The following is a 17,021-nucleotide window of genomic DNA, read 5'->3' as shown; positions in this document are numbered from 1 at the left end:
CGAGTCGGCAACTGCCCCGGTTCACCATGTCGAGGCGAAGGGGGCCTTTTGACGGCGAGCGAAGCGAATTCCTTCGCGATGTCAACGCGCGGCACCGACATCCATCAGGATTGGGCGAGCTGGCTTTCCTTGGCGACGCGCTCGAAGGCTTCAGTCGAACTCTTGATGCGGTACTGGCAGTCGTCGCCATCCGTCGGCAGCAGGCGGATGATCTCGTATGAGCCACTCGCAGCCGGGCGCGCGACGTTGCTGGCAGTGAACAGTACGCGCGTTCCCACGGGGAATTTATGCTTCAACGCCCATCTCCATGACTCAAACAGCGCCGGCCGTGCCCAGGGTCCCACTGCGTCGGACCGGCTGAAAACCCGGCGTGACATATAGCACGCAATGCGGCGTTTTGGCCAGCGGTATACAGGCATGTCAAATAGGCCGATCCGGCAGTATTTTCAGGACGATAGTGCGGGAACTCGTGGGTGGAGGATACCGCTGGAACCGGCTCCCTCAGGCGGTGTGGGGCAGATGCCCCTCCGGGCTTGCCTGGTCCACGGCCTTGGGCAGTTCCTGGGCCAGAATCTGGCTGAGCTGGTCGACCGGAATGTTGTAGCGCGCCGCGAGCTGCCGAACCGTGTCGCTGCCGAGCACCGCGCGGAGCTGGTCGGCCGAGATCGGCAGGTTCTGGCCGTTGCCGAGCCAGGATTTGACCTGGTCACCGAAGCCGGACTGCTGAAGCTTCGCGACGATTGCGCTGAGGCCGCCTTGGTTGTTGCTGCCGAGCACCCCGTTCAACACCGCCGGCAGGACCGCGGCGCCGAGCTGGCCGAGCGCGCTGCGAAGCGCAGGGTTGTTTTCCAGCGAGTCCAGGATTCCCATGACCGTGCCCTCTCCCATGCGGTCCTTCTACCGCGGATTGAGCGCCGCCAGCCTGCACATCGTCAAGCGGCGCCCGATCACATTCGCGGGTTAGACGTTCTCGAACTTCTCGATGACGAGCGTTTCGGCGATCCCGTCGCGGGTCCATTCCTGGAACGCCGGCAACGCCATCATCGTCTCCATGTACGCCCTTGTCTCCGGCGTGACCTCGATCGCGTAGGTGCGGAAACGGTGCACGACCGGGGCGTACATCGCATCCGCCGCACCGAAGCGGCCGAACAGGAACGGTCCCTTGGCACCGTAGCGCGCCCGGCACTCCCGCCAGATCTCCTGCACGCGCGCGATGTTGGCCCTGGCGTCCGCCGACAGCGTCACGGCGCCCACGGGGCGGTGCAGGTTCATGCCGCATTCGTTGCGCAAGGCCATGAAGCCGGAATGCATCTCGGCGCACACCGAACGGGCGTGCGCGCGGGCGGCGACATCGTCGGGCCATAGCTTCGCTTCCGGATAGCGCTCGGCGAGGTACTCGATGATGCTGAGCGAATCCCACACCGTGATGTCGCCGTCGACCAGCACCGGCACCTTGCCGGCGCGGCTGAATGACAGGATCTGATCCTTGTCGGCGGGATTATCCGTGTAGAGCGGAATGACGGTCTCGACGAACGGGATGTCATTGGCGCGCAGTGCGAGCCACGGCCGCATCGACCATGACGAGTAGTTCTTGTTTCCGATCGCGAGCTTGAGCGCTGCCATGTCGCTGGTCCTTCCCTGAGTCCCCTAGATGCGGCTGCTTTTAGCGCCATCGCCTGCCGCCAATCAATCGTTGCCGCACCCGGCCGCGCGTGGCAATCGTTGCGATCTTCGCGAGGAGTGAGACATGGGCAGGCATTGGGTCGACATCACCGCGGTCGGCTTCTTCATCATCGAATGGCTGGTCTATGCCCTGACGCTGGAGCACTCGGCCTATGGCCGCGACAGCCTGTCGGCGCGCATGAACCGCTATCGCGAGGTCTGGGTCCGCCGCCTGCTCGACCGCGACACCCGCATGGTCGACATGCAGATCATGGCCTCGCTCCAGAACGGCACCGCCTTCTTCGCTTCCACCAGCCTGTTCGCACTCGGCGGCGCGCTGGCATTGCTGCATGCCACCAACGACGCCATCACGATCCTGAGCAAGCTGCCGATCGACCTCAGCACCTCGCCCGCAATGTGGGAGCTGAAATGCGTCGGCCTCGTGCTGATCTGCGTCTACGCCTTCTTTAAATTCGCCTGGGCCTATCGCCTGTTCAACTATGTCGCGATCCTGTTCGGCGGCATGCCGCCGGCTGACCGGCGCGACACGCCTGAGGCCGAGGCCCACGTCATCCGCACCTCGCGCCTGTTCGAATCCGCCGGCCGCCACTTCAACCGCGGCCAGCGCGCCTTCTTCTTCGCACTCGGCTATCTCGGCTGGTTCGTCAGCCCCTGGGTGCTGTTCGTGACCACGGCGGCGGTGGTGATCGTGACCTGGCGAAGGCAGTTCGCGTCCAGCGCATGGGCGGCGATGGCGCCGGAGGAGATGGATGGTACGGAGACGCGGAAGCGCGGCTCTTGAGGCATCTGCTGCGCGCGAGCGAAGGGCGGCACGCGCTTTCTCCACACCGTCACTGCGAGCGCAGCGAAGCACTCCCGAATCTTTTCACGGTGACAGTCTGGATTGCTTCGCTACGTTCGCAATGACGACACGACTGGCTCCGTCATCCCAAGACGCGAGGCCTGCCCACACCGCGATATCCCGGCCTACTTCCTGCGCATCGTCCCGGACCGGCAATCGAATCTGGCCACAGGCCGATCCATCTGCCAGAGCTCAACGTCGCGACCGTCGACGAGCCGCTCCGCGGAGCTGATCGCAGCTTCGTCGTCGATGCAATCCATGTGGATCATTCTGATGGGACGATCGTGTAGCCCCACGATCAATGCACGGTAAGCCGACATTTTTGTCTCCAGGCAAGGCGCGATAACACGCGCGGGCCGGAAGAATGGCGCTGACGGCATTTGAATGCGATGGGGAGTGCATCGTCTGTTTATAAGCGCGACATAAGTTGCCGGCAGCGCGCCGCCGAGGCCGGTCCTATGCCGATCCTATGCAACCGCGATCGCGCCAATCTCGAAATCATACAGCATCCAGCACCATATCCGCTCCGTCGCGCAAGCTCGCGCGGCGTAGCGAACTGGTGAAATGATGTCGAATTCAGGGGTCAGCGACAGGATCATCGATCCGATGATGGCCATCGCGAACTGCTCGACGCGGCAACGCATCGTCGTGGTCGGCGCGAAGAGCATGGAATTGGTGATTGAGCTGCATCGTCGCGGATATCTGCTGGCGGCTGCTGCAGGTAATTGCGGCCGGCCGGCAGGTCAATATGAAGTCGCGCTCGTGGATTGGCGGCGACGCACGCTTCACGCACTCGATGCGACAGTGGATTGGCTCGACGATTTCCTGAGCCCCCGCGCCGTGCTGGTGATCTGGCTCGATGCGCAGAAGGCAGCTGCGAAGGACACTCTTCGTGCCGCAGTAACGAAGCGCGGCTTCGTCGTCCTGCAGGGCGCCGAGCATCCTTGCGGCAGCGTGCTTCTGGCGCGGCGCTCGGAGGCCATCCCCCTTCGGCAGGCCGCGTGAACATCCGCCGCAACTCATGGATTTGATCCGATGCCAAAATCGAAAATTCGACGCACCGTCATTCGTGAGTGGATGGCTCTCGCACCGGCGCAGCGAGGCTCCGCCGAGCAGGCCGGCGCGTTTGCACGGCGCACCATCGAAAGACATAGCTTGCCACGCAGCCGGAGAACGCCGCAGGCCGTGATCATGGCATGGCTGAAGCCGCGAACCGGGAGGCCTTAGCTCGCAGGATGGATAGAGTGGGGCGAGCCGCCTACCCTCCGCCAAAATCCCGCGGCGAGAACGGCAGGTCCAAGATCTTCCATTCGCCGTACTTGTCGGCCGGCAGCATCTTGTAGGGCTGGCAGGCCTGGAGCGCTGCGGTCGCGGATTTCACGATGGCCACGCCCTTCGCGGATGGCGGAGCTTCGATCAGGATCGGCGGGCGCGCCAGCGTGCCGTCGGTGGCGAACACCGTGCGCAGCTTGATGTTGACGTTGTCGGTCGGGTCGACCCCGGCCGGCAGTTTGGCGCAGCTCTTCAGGTGGCGACGCAGCGCGGCGATGACCTCGGATGGCAGCTTGGCTGCGATTGAATCCTTGGCATCGCCGCCATCGTCCTTGGGGGCGTCTTTCGGCAGTTCCGGCGGCAATTCCGGCGGCAGGCCCAGCATGACGCCGTACTTGACCGTCACGTCAGGCTCCGGCGCCTGATAGGCCGGCGGCGCGGCCTGTGGCTGCTGCATCGCTTGCGGCGGCGGCTGTTGCGACGGCGGCTGCGGCATCGCCTGGGGCGGCGGTTGCTGCTGGGGTTGCGGAGGCGGCTGTTGCGACGGCTGCGGCTGTTGAGGCTGCGGCTGCACATTGGCCTCCCGCTGCTTCGGTGCCTGTGAGGGTTGCGGCTGCGGCTGTTTCTGCTGCGGTTCAGGCGAGGCCTGCGGTGACGGCGATGGCGCCGCGGCCTGCTGCTTGGTCGCAGGCTTCGGCGCGGCCTCCGCCTTGTCCTTGTCGGTGAAATCCAGCTTCGGCAGTTTCAGGTCCGGCAGCGGCTCCGGCGGCTTCTCCTTCGCCTGCTCCTGAGCCTTCTCCTCGGCCTTGGCCTCCTCCTCCTTCACCTGCTCCGGCGTGACGATGTCCACCGAAACAGTCTCGGGCACCGCGGCGTGAAACGGATGGACTTCGCTGATCAGGATAATCAGCGCCACCAGCGTCAGATGCGCGACCGCCGACGCTGCAATGTCCGTCCGTATGATCTTCCGCAGTTCCATCGATCGATCTTGGGTTGCCACGCCGGTCCTAGCATACAGCGGCCCCCTCTCAATCCCATTTTGGCGCGAAGCCGAAATCGGTCAGGCGGCCCTTGGGATTTGCCAGCGCGGCGATCTGGGCCATCTCGTCGTCCGAGAGCTCGAAATCGAAAATATCGATGTTTTCCGACAGACGTTCGACGCGCGAGGTGCGCGGGATCGCAGCGACATTCTGTTGCACCAGCCAGCGCAGGCAGATTTGTGCCGGCGTCTTGCGATGCGCGCGCCCGAGCCCGGCGAGCGTCTGGTCGGCCTTGACGCGCCCCCTGGCGATCGGGCTGTAGGCGACCAGTGCGAGGCCATGCTGGTCGCAGGTTGCCCTCACCTTCGTCTGGTCGAGATAAGGATGATATTCGACCTGGTTGCAGACGAGTGGCTCCGGCGACAGCGCCACCGCCTGCTCGGTCAGCGCCACGGTGAAATTGGAAACGCCGATGTGGCGGGTCAGGCCCATGCGCTTGGCATGCGACAGCGCACCCAGCGTCTCCTCCAGCGGCACGTGCGAATTGGGCCAGTGCAGCAACAGGAGATCGACGGAGGAGAGCCGCATCCGGGCGAGGCTCTCCTTGACCGAGCGTTCGAGATCATGAGGCGCGAAATGGTTGGTCCAGACCTTTGTCGTGAGGAAGATATCGTCGCGGCGCACGCCGGAGCCGCGCAGGCCGTCGCCGACTTCGCGCTCATTGTCGTAGACCTGCGCAGTGTCGATGTGGCGATAGCCGAGCCGCAGCGCCTGCTCGACCACGCGGCCACAAGCGCGCCCGCCCAGCTCCCAGGTCCCGAGCCCGATCGCCGGTATCCTTGCGCCATTGGCCTCGACGAACAGCATGAGGAATCCTCTCTGTTGCGATCGCCTCAAAACATTATCCGGGCGCCATTATGGACCCGGCCCATGACACTGCCAACGGACGACGCCGGCGCCGGGCCGGATATTCAGCGCAATGCTAACGGGAGGTTCGCGCTTGGCCCTGACGTCAGGCTTTGGCGAGCGCCTGGAACACGGTGTCCGGCGCATGCGCAATCACGGCGAGCAGCGCGCGGGCGGGTCCTCGCGGGGCGCGCTTGCCCTGCTCCCAGTTGCGGATGGTCTCGACGGGAACGCCGAGCTTGGCGGCGAACTCCATCTGGGTGAGGCAGGCGCGGCGGCGCAGAGCGCGCACCGCAAGCGAGCTGGCGTCATCGCCAGGGACGGCATTGGCCGCCGCCTGGACCGGCAACGGCTGGACTGGAAACGGCTGGACCGGAAGCTCCTGCCCATCCCGCAACTCGACGACCCGTCCGTCCGCCTTCAGCCGCAACCGCATGTCCATTCCCCCAAGCACGGGCGATGATGCGGCAGGTCGCTTAAGTTCGGATTAAAGATGATGGTGGGCGAAGACGGTCTCGTGCCCCGGACGCAGCGCAACGCGCAGCGGTGCGCTGCTGAGCCGGGGCCCATTTCGCCACCACGTGCCGTGCTGCTTTCTGGGTCCCGGTTCTGCGCAGCAACGCGAACGGCGTTGCAGCGCGCCCGGGACACGCGAGGGCATAGCGCGCCTTACCTCAACCCGAACCACAGCGTCGCGATGCCGAGGAAGGAGAAGAAGCCGACGACGTCGGTCACCGTCGTGACGAACGTGCCTGACGCGACCGCCGGATCGGCCCTGACACGTTCGAGCGCCATCGGGATCAGGATGCCGCCGAGCGCGCCCGCGACGAGGTTGCAGATGATCGCAAGCCCGATGACGATGCCGAGGCCCGGGATCTTGAACCAGGCCACCGCCGCGATGCCCGTGATCAAGGCGAAGGCAAGGCCGTTCACGAGCCCGACCAGGCCTTCGCGCATCACCACCCGCCAGGCGTTGGAGGAGCCGAGCTCGCGCGTCGCAAGCGCGCGCACCGCGACCGTCATGGTCTGGGTCGCGGCATTGCCGCCCTGGCTCGCGACGATCGGCGCCAGCACGGCGAGCGCGACCATCTTCTCGAGCTGCCCCTCGAACAGGCCGAGCACCGAGGATGCAAGAAAGGCGGTGGCGAGATTGACCAGCAGCCAGTTGAACCGCGCCCGCGCAATGGTGAACACGGTGTCGGAGAGTTCTTCGTCGCTGTTGACGCCGCCGAGCGCCTTGAGGTCTTCGTCCGCCTCCTCCTCTATCACGTCCACGACGTCGTCGACGGTGATGACGCCGACCAGGCGATCCTGGGTATCGAGCACCGGTGCCGCGACGAGATTGTACTTGCCGAACATGCGCGCCACCTCCTCCTGGTCCTCCAGGACGGAGACGCGGCGACGATCCTCGTCGGTCAGCTCGGCAAGCGCCACCGGGCGGCGGGCGCGGAGCAGGACGTCGAGCGAGACCGCGCCCTGCCAATGCTGGTCCTTGTCCACGACGTAGATCTCGTAGAAGCGGTCGGGCAGATCCGGCGTCTCGCGCATGTAGTCGATCGCCTGGCCGACGGTGAAATCCTGCGGCACCGCAATGAACTCGGTCTGCATCCGGCGGCCGGCGGAATTTTCGGGATAAAGCAGGCTGCGCTCGAGCGCGACGCGCTCCTGCAGCGGCAACTTCTCGAGGATTTCCTCCTGCTCCGCCTCGTCGAGGGTTTCCAGCAGCTCGACCGCGTCGTCGGATTCGAGCTCGCGGACGCCTTCCGCGACGGTCTCCGGCGGCAGCTCCTCGAGGATCTCCTCGCGCACGCCCTCGTCGAGTTCGTTCAGTGCCGAGAAGTCGAAGTCGCGCCCGGTCAGCTCGACCAGGCGAACGCGGTGGTCGGGCGCGAGAGCTCCGATCAGATCGCCGAGATCGGCCTCGTGCAGCTCGGCAACGCAGGCGCGTAGCGCGGCGCTGTCGCCGGCCTCGATCGCATGGGCAATCTCCTCGACGAATTCATGACGAATTTCGCCGTCTTCATTGCGCATCGGAACGTGGTCGAGTACCGAGGCCTCGGCGGATGGGGCACCGTCCATATGTTCATCCATGGCGCGCCTCGCCGTTTGACAGGTTGGAACGAGTGGTCTGAGCTGACGGTCAGGCAATACCCACAAGCGAACTGCGAGCGCAATGGCAAAGATGCTTCGGCTGAAATGGATGTCGATCTCGGTGGGCGCGGTCTTCGCGGGCCTCACCGGCATCGCTTCTTCGGAGGCCGCGGACTGCCCGCGCAAGGACGCGCTCGGCACCTCGCGCGTTCTGAGCGTCGACGCCAAGACCACGCCGCGCGTCGGCCTGAAGAGCTTTCCGCAGACGCTGCCGCTCGCCGATCACGAGGTCGTGCTGACCTTCGACGATGGCCCGCATCCGCCGACGACGTCGAAGGTGCTGGCGGCGCTGGCGCAGGAATGCGTGCGCGCGACCTTCTTCCTGATCGGCCTGCACGCCTCCGAACATCCTGACATGGTCAAGCGCATTGCCCGCGAGGGCCATACCATCGGCCACCACACCTGGTCGCACCCGTTCATGGCGCGGATCCCGTTCGAGAAGGCGAAGAGCGAGATCGACCGCGGCATCGCGGCCGACGAGACGGCGCTCAAAGGCGTATCGACGGCGACGCCCTCGACGCCGTTCTTCCGCTTCCCCTATTTCGAGGGGACGCCAGCCCAGCTCGACCTGCTCCAGTCACGCGGCATCGTCGTGTTCGGGGCCGACCTCTGGGCGAGCGACTGGAACGAGATGACGCCGGAGCAGGAATTGAAGCTCGTCACCGAGCGCCTCGCCGCCGCCGGCAAGGGCATCATCCTCTTCCACGACCCCAAGGCACGCACGGCCGCGATCATGCCGGCCTTCCTGCGGTACCTCAGGGACAACGGCTATCGCGTCGTTCACGTCGTGCCGGCGGGCACGTCACAGAAGAGCGCCGATGCGCATTGATGCCGTAATGTCACGGCGGTGCAAAATGGGGTGATTTGGGCCCTATTAACAGTCTGTTCATGCTACGGCATGCAAGGATGTAGAGGGTATTGCGCCTGAACCGTTTCTGGGCGTCTCCGACCAATTAAGGCGGCAGTCGCGTAAGGAGGCAGACGAGGTTCATGATCGGAAGTAGCGTTGTTGTTCGGACGCGATCGTGGATCGTCCTGTGTCTGGGGCTGTTGGTCGTCGGTTCACCGGCGGCCCTTGCGGCGGACTGTCCCGGCCATCCGGATGCACTCGGGACCTCCCGCACCCTCGTGGTCGATCCGCGCGAGCATCCGCGCATCGGCACCATGCAGTACCGCGAAACGCTGCCGCTGAAAGACCATGAAGTCGTCCTGACCTTCGACGACGGTCCGCTGCCGAAATATTCGAACCAGATCCTCAAGATGCTCGACGACGAGTGCATCAAGGCGACCTTCTTCATCATCGGCGAGCAGGCCAAGGCGAACCCGGAAGGCGTGCGCAAGCTGATTGCCGCGGGCCACACTGTCGGCACGCACAGCATGAACCATCCGCTGACGTTCGACCGGATGCCGCTCGACAAGGCCGAGGCGCAGATCAACGGCGGCATCGAGTGGACCTCGGCCGCGATGACCGATTCGTCCAAGCTCGCGCCGTTCTTCCGCATTCCCGGCCTGATGCGCGCCGAAGGCGTCGAAAACCTGCTGATCTCGCGCGGCATCCAGGTCTGGAGCGCCGACTTCCCCGCCGACGACTGGCGCCATGTGTCGTCCGACCGCGTCTACCAGCTCGCGATCCAGCGGCTGGAAGCCAAGGGCAAGGGCATCCTGCTGCTGCACGACATCCAGCCCCGTACGGTGGCGGCGCTGCCGAAGATCATCCGCGACCTCAAGGCGCGCGGCTATCGCATCGTGCATGTGGTGCCCGCGACCGCCGACCGGCCGGCAACGCCGACCACGCCGGTGGAATGGCTGCTGCATCCACCGACCGAGACCGTGCCGATCGCACGCTGGCCGTCCGTGCCGAACTTCGTGTTCGCGCAGACCAAGACGCTGCCGGCGCCCTCGCTTGCCGACCTCAACGCGCAGACCGAGCATCAGCCGCTGCTGCCGCGCAAGACCATGGCGCTGGCGAATGTCGCGGCCACCCTGCCCGTGCCCGACCGTGATCTCTTTGCCATCCCCGAGGGCTCGGTCGAGGTCCTGCTGTCGACGACCTTGTCGCGGCGCGCCGCGATGCGGCTGGCAATGGCGGCCGAGACGCCCCATGCGGCCAAGGGCAAGGCCGGCAAGTCGCGCGGACATCGGACCGCACATACGGCGCCGGCCGGAGCGAAGCACACCGCGCAGGCTACGGGCACCGCCCCCAAGAGCATTGCCCCCAAGAGCACGGCGCCCAAGGGCGCCACACCGCGGAGTTCCGCGACGCATCCGACCCGCGTCGCCAGCCTGAATAAGCGCGCGCAGTAAGCACTACTGGCGCATGATGTTGGCGACGCAGAGCAGCACGATCAGCGCCAGGAAGAACAGGTCCATATAGGACTTGAGCTCGCCGTCGCGGCGCAGCCGGGCAACGTCGGCCACGACCTGCTTGCGCGCGTTCGTTGCGCCCGAACCGTCATTGATCGGAGCCTGCAGGCGCTTGGTCTCCGCCTCCAGCTTCTCGATCTTCTGGAAGAAATAGAACGCACGCAGCGTCGAGGCCGCGCGCATGCCGGCATAGACCAGCACCAGGATCGCGAGGATCGCCCGGTTCTGGTATTTCTCCATGAAATTCAGGCTGAAATAGACCATCGCCATGAAGGCGAAGTTCGTCACGAAGCGGTAGACGAAGCTAAGAAAGACCATGCTGGCTCCAGCCCTGAGCGGTGCGACCCGTCTACGCCATCATTATTTCGACAAAGATACGATCGCCGGCCGCCTTTTAGCCACGCGCGTTCATAATGCAAGCGAGAGTACCGGGGCCTGCGTGTTCCACGTAAACGCGAGGTTGCCAGCTGCGCGATGGAGATTCGCCGGAAGCTACGGTACATTGGCGCAGCCACCGCATGTGGGGTCTGCCGATGCCGAAGAAGGGAATCACGGGCCACGACGACTGGGTGCTGACCGAGGCCCTGGCGACCGCGCTCGTCGCGCTGGAGCAGCTCGAACCAAAACACCAGCCGAGCGCGCATATGGACGACATCCGCAAGATGCTGGCGAACGGCAAGGAGCCGTCGGCGGTGAGCCTGCACCTCGCCCAGGCCAAATGCCGCCTGTTTCCGGACACGGACCCGCTCGAGATCTACCGGGAATACGGGATCGGCGACGAATACGGCTAAGTCCGTCGCGCCGGTCCTTCGAGCGCGCTGCTGTCTGGAGCTGAGCGGCAGCCAATCGCTACAACGATCATCCACCTCAATGTTCGCGTGAATTTGAGCTGAGCCGCGAAACGACTTGACGACGGCGCCGCCAACGAATGTAATGTTATAACATTACATATCCGGTCCCAATGCCCATCCCCACGCGTCAACGCCCTATCCCCTTGAAAAGGCTCTTCGATCTCCATGCAAAAACTCCCCGTCACCGTCTTGTCCGGCTTCCTCGGGGCTGGAAAGACCACTTTGCTGAACCACGTCCTGAACAACCGGCACGGCCTGAAGGTGGCGGTGATCGTCAACGACATGAGCGAGGTGAACATCGATGCGGATCTGGTTCGCGATGGCGGTGCGAACCTGTCCCGGACTGACGAGAAGCTCGTCGAGATGACGAATGGCTGCATCTGCTGCACATTGCGAGACGACCTCCTGAAGGAGGTGCGCGCCCTCGCAGACAATGGCCGCTTCGATTATCTCTTGATCGAATCCACCGGCATCTCCGAACCGCTGCCGGTTGCGGCGACCTTCGATTTCCGTTCCGAGGACGGCGAAAGCCTCTCCGATGTGGCGCGCCTCGACACCATGGTCACCGTGGTCGACGCCGTGAACCTGCTCCAAGACTATTCGTCGACGGATTTTCTCGATCAGCGCGGCGAAGCGCTGGCGAAGGACAAGCGCACGCTGGTCGATCTCCTCGTCGAGCAGATCGAATTTGCCGACGTGATCGTTCTCAACAAGGTCGATGACGCCCGACCTGAGCAGCGCGAGGCGGCACGAAAGATCATCCGCGCACTCAATCCGGACGCGGATCTGATCGAAGCCAACCACAGCCGGGTCGCCTTCGATCGCATTCTCGACACCGGCCGGTTCGACTTCGAGCGGGCGCAGCAGCATCCGCTCTGGTTCAAAGAGCTCTACGGCTTTGCCGATCACGTGCCGGAGACCGAGGAATACGGCGTGACGAACTTCGTCTATCGCGCGCGCCGGCCGTTCGATCCCAAAAAGTTCGACAAGTTCGTCAGGGAGCCCTGGCCCGGCGTCATTCGCGCCAAGGGACACTTTTGGCTCGCGACGCGCCCACAATGGCTTGGCGAGATCAGCCAGGCTGGCACGATCACGCGCACGCAGGCGCTTGGCTTCTGGTGGGCGAGCGTACCCAGGGAAAGATGGCCGGATGATCCGTCCTGGCGGAAGCAGCTGCGCGCGAACTGGAACGACATCTACGGCGATCGCCGCCAGGAAATCGTGTTCATCGGCACCAGTATGGATGAAGGTTCGCTCCGCGCCCGTCTGGATGCCTGCCTCGTCCCGGGAAAGCCGGCGATGAACGTCACGGAATGGGCGAAGCTCGCTGACCCCTTCCCGGTCTGGCGCCGCGCGGACGAAGCCGCGGAACGCAAATGACCAACGTCGTTCGATTGGTTCCGAAATCCGAGCTCGAGCGGCAGCGCCTCATCCGTGAGGCGCGTGCGATCTACGACAGCATATTCCCGCCGGTCACTTTGACCGGCGGACAAGCTGATGATCGCTTGGACCAACGAGCACCGCGCGAGGCAGTCGCCGAAATCCAGCCAAAACAGCGATAAGGATGAAGGTGGTGCGCTCGGAGGGCGCACGCAGTCCTTCCCGGCTCAGCCGCCATATTGCTGCTTCATGTATTTCAGGTAGTTGCCGAGGTGGTGCTGCCAGAAATAGTCCAGCTTCTGGCATCCCGGCGTCCCATCGGTCGGGTTGCCGCCCGGGTTGGCGAACAGCGGCAGCAGCGCGCCGACGTCAGCATAGTTCAGCGACGCCTGAAGCTGGTCGAGGATCTGTTGGATCAAGTCCGAGATCGTTGATCCCGTGATCGGTGCGGCGGTTGCCGCGCCGAGATCGGCGGCGGTCAAATGGATCGTCTCGGATATCAGTCTCCGAGAAAGACTCTCGACCCGCTGCTTGAGCCGCCTCACCGCATCGTCGCGAACGCGATTGACTGCGTTCTCACCGTCGGTGACCACGCTGCCGAGCGCGATCGTTGCTTCAGGATTGGGACTGCCGCCGAACCCACGCAGCGGATTTGGCGTGTTGAGGTCTGATATCCACTCCAGGGCAAACGGTGCCTGCGGCACCCAGTCCTGCGTCGACGTCACGGCCCAACCGTATCCGTCGACGGCGGCAAGCCGCGCGTAATCGTATGCGTAATGGTCGTTGCCGGCCTTGGCAGGCGCGAAGGTATAGGTCTTGTAGGCCGGCCCCTTAAAAACATCCGTCGAGTGCCGGACCAGCGAGGTCAGCAGCGTGGCGATCGAGGCACCCTGGCTGTGCCCGGTGATGTAGACGTCGTTGCCCTGTTCCGCGAGCAGCCCCAAGGTCACGAACAATGGGCTATCGGTGGTGAACAGCATGAGCAGCAAACTCAGAGCGAAGCCCGAATGCACACCGGCTTTCACCGCACTGTCACCCTCATCGCGGGCAAGATAGAACGGCAGCGAGATCGGACCGAGCTTCAAGTCAATGCGCGCGTTGATCAGGGGGAACAGCAAGTCGGCCAACACGCTGGCCGCACTTGCGACCGTGCCGCGCACTGCGATCGCGTATTGGGTGGTGTCACTCTGGTTCTGCCAGACCTGCCAGTAATTATCCAATAGCGTGGCACTCGTCGGGGTGAGGTCCTCGCGGACCGCCCAATTTGAGCTTGGATCGGGCACGGAGGGCACGCCGCAGGTTGCCACCGCCTCGGTCAGCGTTGGCGTGCCGGCGTAGGCATGCTGCGCCATCTCAAGCAGAAGTTGCGCCTCCGCGAATTGGAATCCCGACTTGAGCGTCATGCTGCCCTCCTTGCAAAGGTGCTCGACTCCAGCCGCCCGTGTTCGGACCCGGAAGCCAGCGACCGATATTTCGTGTCTCTCGGAGTTTATCAATTATAAGATGTATTGGCATAGAAACGCAATAAGAAGGTGTCGATCGACCAGCGCCCCTGGCAGACTACGTCCAGGAACAATTGCGTGAGCAGGGAGGATCCCGCGGAGTGGCCGGTATTCCAGGCTTTGCCCGCTCCAACTCATTCCAACCGGACGCGCACTGTTCTATCGAAGGCGACATGAGGCATCTGCGGATTCATCGGCCACAGGTTTCGATAATCACGCCGGAGGAAGTCTATAATTTCAGTTTCGACACAATCGATTGGGGACCGCCGCCGCGTCAGGCTGCCGTGATCAATCTCGGCAAATCGGATTGGCTGAATAGATTCGCTCAGACGCATCTCGTCCGATGCAGCCACTTTCGTCTGATGTTCTATGATCAGATCATCGACTTGATCTGCGAGGGCATTTCGGCAGAAACAGGCCCCTACCCCGGCCAAAGCGGCGCGATCCGCCGTTTTGGCGCGTTCGGAGGGTGGTCGCATTTATTGAAGTTTCAATGGCTTGCGGAAATGGGCAAAGAGTTTAGGTGGATCTCCAGCTGATAGGTGCTTTTTCCAGTAGATTGGCCGAGCCTCACAATAGCTTGCGGGACTTCAGCTTGCGGGACTTCGCCACGCAGCGTAACTTTCAACTCCACGTAGCTCATTCGAAAGTAATCTGACGGGTTCGGCCTAGCGGGAGATGGCGATGGCAGATGTCCCATGGCACCTTTCCGGCGACTACTTCGAGAATTGCAGTTGCAGCATCGTGTGTCCCTGCCTCGTGTCGGCGGCTCCCCCGCTGACCGCGCGACCGACCGAGGGCTTCTGTAACGTACCGCTGATCTTCCACGTCGAGAGCGGCCGCTATGGCAACATCGAGCTCGATGGACTCAATGTCCTGGTTATCCTCCACGCGCCGGGGATCATGGCAGACGGAGATTGGTCGGTGGCCGCCTATATCGACCAGCGCGCCAACGATGAGCAGACCGAGGCTCTAGCTGCGATCTTCACCGGCGCCGCCGGTGGTCCGATGGCTGCGTTCACACCGCTGATCAGCAAGAACCTGGGAGTTCGCAAGGTCCCGATCACATTCCGAATCGAGGGCAAGACGCGGTCCGCGGAAATCCCTGATATTCTGCACATGTCCGTCGACCCGTTGCCGACCATGCATCCGAGCGGGGAAATGTGGGCCAACATCGGCCATCCAGTCAGCCCCGACAGGATGGTGATGGCAGTCGGCGCCGCCGGTAATACGTTCAGCGATCATGGCATGCGCTGGGACAATTCCGGCAAGAACGGCCTCTATGCGCCGATCCGCTGGTCGAACCAGGCGTGATGCAACTCCTGATCCGGCCTTGCGAGAAGGCCGGCAACACTTTTCGCAAATGACCGACGGCCCCTGGAAACCGTGCTGCGGCGCGATCGCTGGATCGTCGGCGGCGCGATCGGGATCATTGTCGCGCTGGCATGGGGCTATGTGCTCTGGCTCGCCAAGGACATGGACATGGGCGGCATGGACATGACCGGGTTCCGCATGATCCCGGCCGGGATCGGAATCATGTTGCCGGCGAGCGAGCCATGGCGAGCGATCGAGTTCGCGTATGTATTGCTGATGTGGGTGGTGATGATGGTCGGAATGATGGCACCCTCGGCAGCGCCCATGATCCTCATGTACGCCCGCGTGGGTCGACAGGGGAAAGCGCAGGGCAAGCCGTTCGCTGCGACCGGCTGGTTTGCGGCCGGTTATCTCCTCGCCTGGGGCGGCTTTTCGCTGGCAGCAACCCTACTCCAATGGGCGATCGAGCGGGCAGTCCTGCTGGATTCCCGGATGACGATCGCCAGCAATCTGCTCAGTGCAATCGTGCTGATCGCGGCGGGAGTCTATCAATGGACACCGCTCAAGGACGTCTGTCTCGCCCAATGCCAGTCGCCATTTCTGTTCCTGATGCGCCACGGCGGCTTTCGCGACAACCTGCGAGGCTGCCTGCTGCTGGGGCTGCGGCACGGAGGCTATTGTGTCGGCTGCTGCTGGGTCTTGATGGCGCTTTTGTTCGTAGGCGGGGTGATGAACGTGCTTTGGATTGCGCTTTTGGCCCTGCTCGTCCTGTTGGAGAAACTTACGCCGATCGGACGATGGATCGCGCGCGCCGCCGGCATTGCGTGTGCGGCCGCCGGCGTCTGGCTACTGGTGACGTTGCCACGGTGATGAGCAACCTGCGTGATGTTCAGTACGCGTGCCCTGTTGCAAACGGCGATCACGCCGAGCCGCCAGCCTTACACTCGAACCGTCAGGCGGGGACGGCCGAACGGCGAAGGCCTGGGCAGCCAGAGCCGGTCTCTCCATCGATCGGCTTTCGAGGTTGGTGCGCTCGGAGGGCGCTCGCATTTCCTGCGATTTCAAAGGCTTATTTGAGTAACTTGGATCGAAAGGTTCGTTTCAACCCCCAAACGGCCCTTTCAGCTCTCGGTGCGCAGCCATGCAATCGAATGTCACGTTCGGCCTTGGGGAACCCGAGGCGGAAGTCGTTAACCTTTCATTAACCATGCAGCGCCAACCTCCCCCTCCAAATAAAGGGAGTCGCAAATGGCAATGTTTCGAATTCAGCTCGCCGATGGCGAGCGGAACCTAAAGACCGACCTCAAAGCTCTGAACGAAGACTCAGCTCGCAGCGCCGCGGAGAAATGGTTCGACGGCGCTCGTTGGCGCATCGTCGCGATCCGACGCTTGTCCGACTGACCTCATCACGGTCGGCACTAGCCATGGCTTGAACACTCCACACGACTCACGCCAAATCCGCCGCACGGGGGATATTCACGATCATGCACCAGCGCCTGCACGACCTTCCGCTCGAAGGGTTCGCGATCATTGTAGATGGTCACGCCAAAACAACCTTTTCCACCAGAGAAGGCGCGCAGAAAGCGGCCATCGAGCTGAAGGACCGGTTTCCGGCCATTCAAATCGAGGTCTACGACGCTGCGGCAAGTGCGGGCTGAATTTGCCTGATCATACGCCGATAAGTAAGCATCCGGCGAAGACCGCGCGCGGGTCATTTTCGGCTCAGGCGGCTTGATCAACGTTCCGGATGGCAGAGCGCCAATTCCATGGCAGCAGT

The 17,021-nt window shown here is 63.5% G+C and carries 22 protein-coding genes; 12 read left to right on the top strand and 10 right to left on the bottom strand.

The window, feature by feature from the left end:
* Positions 1-104: 104 nt before the first annotated feature.
* The 3 genes from ABIB99_RS22400 to ABIB99_RS22390 form a co-directional block, all read right to left on the bottom strand.
* On the bottom strand, positions 105-296 hold the full coding sequence (locus tag ABIB99_RS22400; protein ID WP_014494643.1) for a hypothetical protein: 192 nt from the start codon (positions 294-296) through the stop codon (positions 105-107).
* Positions 297-501: 205 nt separating this feature from the next.
* Positions 502-870, bottom strand: coding sequence for a YidB family protein (locus tag ABIB99_RS22395; RefSeq protein WP_354177676.1), 369 nt, complete (start codon positions 868-870; stop codon positions 502-504).
* Positions 871-960: 90 nt separating this feature from the next.
* The gene (locus tag ABIB99_RS22390; protein WP_354177574.1) at positions 961-1,623 is read right to left on the bottom strand and encodes a glutathione S-transferase family protein; all 663 of its coding nucleotides are present in this window, start codon (positions 1,621-1,623) and stop codon (positions 961-963) included.
* A 124-nt stretch (positions 1,624-1,747) separates the two neighbouring features.
* Here ABIB99_RS22390 and ABIB99_RS22385 point away from each other — a divergent pair, with 124 nt between their 5' ends.
* Positions 1,748-2,464, top strand: a complete 717-nt coding sequence (locus ABIB99_RS22385; protein WP_354177573.1) for a DUF599 domain-containing protein — start codon at positions 1,748-1,750, stop codon at positions 2,462-2,464.
* A 527-nt stretch (positions 2,465-2,991) separates the two neighbouring features.
* Here ABIB99_RS22385 and ABIB99_RS22380 read toward each other — a convergent pair.
* Complete coding sequence (locus tag ABIB99_RS22380; RefSeq protein ID WP_155257864.1) at positions 2,992-3,141, bottom strand: hypothetical protein; 150 nt, start codon at positions 3,139-3,141, stop codon at positions 2,992-2,994.
* Here ABIB99_RS22380 and ABIB99_RS22375 point away from each other — a divergent pair.
* Positions 3,131-3,529 (top strand): hypothetical protein, encoded by a 399-nt coding sequence (locus ABIB99_RS22375; protein ID WP_135214881.1) that lies wholly within the window; start codon positions 3,131-3,133, stop codon positions 3,527-3,529. The genes ABIB99_RS22380 and ABIB99_RS22375 overlap by 11 nt on opposite strands.
* Before the next feature lie 253 nt (positions 3,530-3,782).
* Here ABIB99_RS22375 and tolA read toward each other — a convergent pair whose 3' ends face one another.
* The 4 genes from tolA to mgtE all read right to left on the bottom strand — a co-directional run bounded on the left by tolA (position 3,783) and on the right by mgtE (position 7,773).
* On the bottom strand, positions 3,783-4,775 hold the full coding sequence (gene tolA, locus ABIB99_RS22370) for a cell envelope integrity protein TolA (protein ID WP_354177572.1): 993 nt from the start codon (positions 4,773-4,775) through the stop codon (positions 3,783-3,785).
* 49 nt (positions 4,776-4,824) lie between these two features.
* Positions 4,825-5,643, bottom strand: coding sequence for an aldo/keto reductase (locus ABIB99_RS22365; protein WP_231142135.1), 819 nt, complete (start codon positions 5,641-5,643; stop codon positions 4,825-4,827).
* Between the two features lie 145 nt (positions 5,644-5,788).
* Positions 5,789-6,124 carry a helix-turn-helix domain-containing protein gene (locus ABIB99_RS22360; protein WP_135214884.1) on the bottom strand — a complete coding sequence of 112 codons (336 nt, stop codon included), beginning with the start codon at positions 6,122-6,124 and terminating at the stop codon, positions 5,789-5,791.
* Between the two features lie 227 nt (positions 6,125-6,351).
* On the bottom strand, positions 6,352-7,773 hold the full coding sequence (gene mgtE, locus ABIB99_RS22355) for a magnesium transporter (protein ID WP_028150524.1): 1,422 nt from the start codon (positions 7,771-7,773) through the stop codon (positions 6,352-6,354).
* 82 nt (positions 7,774-7,855) lie between these two features.
* On the opposite strand from mgtE, the gene ABIB99_RS22350 reads away from it, so the two are divergent.
* Both ABIB99_RS22350 and ABIB99_RS22345 read left to right on the top strand, forming a co-directional pair.
* Complete coding sequence (locus tag ABIB99_RS22350) at positions 7,856-8,662, top strand: polysaccharide deacetylase family protein (RefSeq protein ID WP_354177571.1); 807 nt, start codon at positions 7,856-7,858, stop codon at positions 8,660-8,662.
* A gap of 161 nt (positions 8,663-8,823) precedes the next feature.
* A complete protein-coding gene (locus tag ABIB99_RS22345; RefSeq protein ID WP_354177570.1) occupies positions 8,824-10,137 on the top strand; it encodes a polysaccharide deacetylase family protein in 1,314 nt (437 codons plus the stop codon).
* A gap of 3 nt (positions 10,138-10,140) precedes the next feature.
* On the opposite strand, the gene ABIB99_RS22340 is transcribed toward ABIB99_RS22345, so the two are convergent.
* A complete protein-coding gene (locus ABIB99_RS22340; protein ID WP_014494631.1) occupies positions 10,141-10,515 on the bottom strand; it encodes a hypothetical protein in 375 nt (124 codons plus the stop codon).
* Between the two features lie 215 nt (positions 10,516-10,730).
* On the opposite strand from ABIB99_RS22340, the gene ABIB99_RS22335 reads away from it, so the two are divergent.
* From ABIB99_RS22335 to ABIB99_RS22325, 3 genes are all read left to right on the top strand, one after another.
* Entirely contained in the window at positions 10,731-10,988 is a 258-nt protein-coding gene (locus tag ABIB99_RS22335; protein WP_174770120.1) for a hypothetical protein, read from the top strand.
* A 225-nt stretch (positions 10,989-11,213) separates the two neighbouring features.
* The gene (zigA, locus tag ABIB99_RS22330; RefSeq protein ID WP_354177569.1) at positions 11,214-12,428 is read left to right on the top strand and encodes a zinc metallochaperone GTPase ZigA; all 1,215 of its coding nucleotides are present in this window, start codon (positions 11,214-11,216) and stop codon (positions 12,426-12,428) included.
* Positions 12,425-12,610, top strand: a complete 186-nt coding sequence (locus ABIB99_RS22325; RefSeq protein ID WP_071913000.1) for a hypothetical protein — start codon at positions 12,425-12,427, stop codon at positions 12,608-12,610. Before zigA ends, ABIB99_RS22325 begins: the two co-directional genes overlap by 4 nt.
* Positions 12,611-12,655: 45 nt before the next feature.
* Here ABIB99_RS22325 and ABIB99_RS22320 read toward each other — a convergent pair whose 3' ends face one another.
* Entirely contained in the window at positions 12,656-13,831 is a 1,176-nt protein-coding gene (locus ABIB99_RS22320) for a lipase family protein (RefSeq protein WP_354177568.1), read from the bottom strand.
* A 200-nt stretch (positions 13,832-14,031) separates the two neighbouring features.
* Here ABIB99_RS22320 and ABIB99_RS22315 point away from each other — a divergent pair, with 200 nt between their 5' ends.
* The 5 genes from ABIB99_RS22315 (at position 14,032) to ABIB99_RS22295 (ending at position 16,902) form a co-directional block, all read left to right on the top strand.
* Positions 14,032-14,469: a hypothetical protein gene (locus ABIB99_RS22315; RefSeq protein ID WP_354177567.1), complete on the top strand. Its 438-nt coding sequence runs from the start codon at positions 14,032-14,034 to the stop codon at positions 14,467-14,469.
* Positions 14,470-14,614: 145 nt separating this feature from the next.
* Positions 14,615-15,244 (top strand): DUF1326 domain-containing protein, encoded by a 630-nt coding sequence (locus ABIB99_RS22310; RefSeq protein ID WP_063982744.1) that lies wholly within the window; start codon positions 14,615-14,617, stop codon positions 15,242-15,244.
* A gap of 63 nt (positions 15,245-15,307) precedes the next feature.
* A complete protein-coding gene (locus tag ABIB99_RS22305) occupies positions 15,308-16,114 on the top strand; it encodes a DUF2182 domain-containing protein (RefSeq protein WP_354177675.1) in 807 nt (268 codons plus the stop codon).
* A gap of 378 nt (positions 16,115-16,492) precedes the next feature.
* On the top strand, positions 16,493-16,645 hold the full coding sequence (locus tag ABIB99_RS22300) for a hypothetical protein (RefSeq protein ID WP_156527619.1): 153 nt from the start codon (positions 16,493-16,495) through the stop codon (positions 16,643-16,645).
* An 83-nt stretch (positions 16,646-16,728) separates the two neighbouring features.
* Positions 16,729-16,902: a hypothetical protein gene (locus tag ABIB99_RS22295; protein WP_354177566.1), complete on the top strand. Its 174-nt coding sequence runs from the start codon at positions 16,729-16,731 to the stop codon at positions 16,900-16,902.
* The last annotated feature ends 119 nt before the right edge of the window (positions 16,903-17,021 follow it).

The organism is Bradyrhizobium sp. LA6.1, assembly GCF_040547805.1.
Classification (GTDB): Bacteria; Pseudomonadota; Alphaproteobacteria; order Rhizobiales; family Xanthobacteraceae; genus Bradyrhizobium; species Bradyrhizobium barranii.
The sequence above is the reverse complement of the archived record's forward strand: the minus strand, read 5'-3'. Positions and strand labels throughout refer to the sequence as shown.

Excerpts from the sequence above, each read along its gene's own strand:
- ABIB99_RS22295 (WP_354177566.1), top strand. The coding sequence starts at position 16,729 with ATGCACCAGCGCCTGCACGACCTTCCGCTCGAAGGGTTCGCGATCATT.
- ABIB99_RS22320 (WP_354177568.1), bottom strand. The coding sequence starts at position 13,831 with ATGACGCTCAAGTCGGGATTCCAATTCGCGGAGGCGCAACTTCTGCTT.
- ABIB99_RS22380 (WP_155257864.1), bottom strand. The coding sequence starts at position 3,141 with ATGGCCATCATCGGATCGATGATCCTGTCGCTGACCCCTGAATTCGAC.
- ABIB99_RS22345 (WP_354177570.1), top strand. The coding sequence starts at position 8,824 with ATGATCGGAAGTAGCGTTGTTGTTCGGACGCGATCGTGGATCGTCCTG.
- ABIB99_RS22375 (WP_135214881.1), top strand. The coding sequence starts at position 3,131 with ATGATGGCCATCGCGAACTGCTCGACGCGGCAACGCATCGTCGTGGTC.
- ABIB99_RS22300 (WP_156527619.1), top strand. The coding sequence starts at position 16,493 with ATGGCAATGTTTCGAATTCAGCTCGCCGATGGCGAGCGGAACCTAAAG.
- ABIB99_RS22395 (WP_354177676.1), bottom strand. The coding sequence starts at position 870 with ATGGGAATCCTGGACTCGCTGGAAAACAACCCTGCGCTTCGCAGCGCG.
- mgtE (WP_028150524.1), bottom strand. The coding sequence starts at position 7,773 with ATGGATGAACATATGGACGGTGCCCCATCCGCCGAGGCCTCGGTACTC.
- ABIB99_RS22390 (WP_354177574.1), bottom strand. The coding sequence starts at position 1,623 with ATGGCAGCGCTCAAGCTCGCGATCGGAAACAAGAACTACTCGTCATGG.
- ABIB99_RS22360 (WP_135214884.1), bottom strand. The coding sequence starts at position 6,124 with ATGGACATGCGGTTGCGGCTGAAGGCGGACGGACGGGTCGTCGAGTTG.
- ABIB99_RS22325 (WP_071913000.1), top strand. The coding sequence starts at position 12,425 with ATGACCAACGTCGTTCGATTGGTTCCGAAATCCGAGCTCGAGCGGCAG.
- zigA (WP_354177569.1), top strand. The coding sequence starts at position 11,214 with ATGCAAAAACTCCCCGTCACCGTCTTGTCCGGCTTCCTCGGGGCTGGA.
- ABIB99_RS22385 (WP_354177573.1), top strand. The coding sequence starts at position 1,748 with ATGGGCAGGCATTGGGTCGACATCACCGCGGTCGGCTTCTTCATCATC.
- ABIB99_RS22310 (WP_063982744.1), top strand. The coding sequence starts at position 14,615 with ATGGCAGATGTCCCATGGCACCTTTCCGGCGACTACTTCGAGAATTGC.
- ABIB99_RS22350 (WP_354177571.1), top strand. The coding sequence starts at position 7,856 with ATGGCAAAGATGCTTCGGCTGAAATGGATGTCGATCTCGGTGGGCGCG.
- ABIB99_RS22335 (WP_174770120.1), top strand. The coding sequence starts at position 10,731 with ATGCCGAAGAAGGGAATCACGGGCCACGACGACTGGGTGCTGACCGAG.
- ABIB99_RS22365 (WP_231142135.1), bottom strand. The coding sequence starts at position 5,643 with ATGCTGTTCGTCGAGGCCAATGGCGCAAGGATACCGGCGATCGGGCTC.
- ABIB99_RS22340 (WP_014494631.1), bottom strand. The coding sequence starts at position 10,515 with ATGGTCTTTCTTAGCTTCGTCTACCGCTTCGTGACGAACTTCGCCTTC.
- tolA (WP_354177572.1), bottom strand. The coding sequence starts at position 4,775 with ATGGAACTGCGGAAGATCATACGGACGGACATTGCAGCGTCGGCGGTC.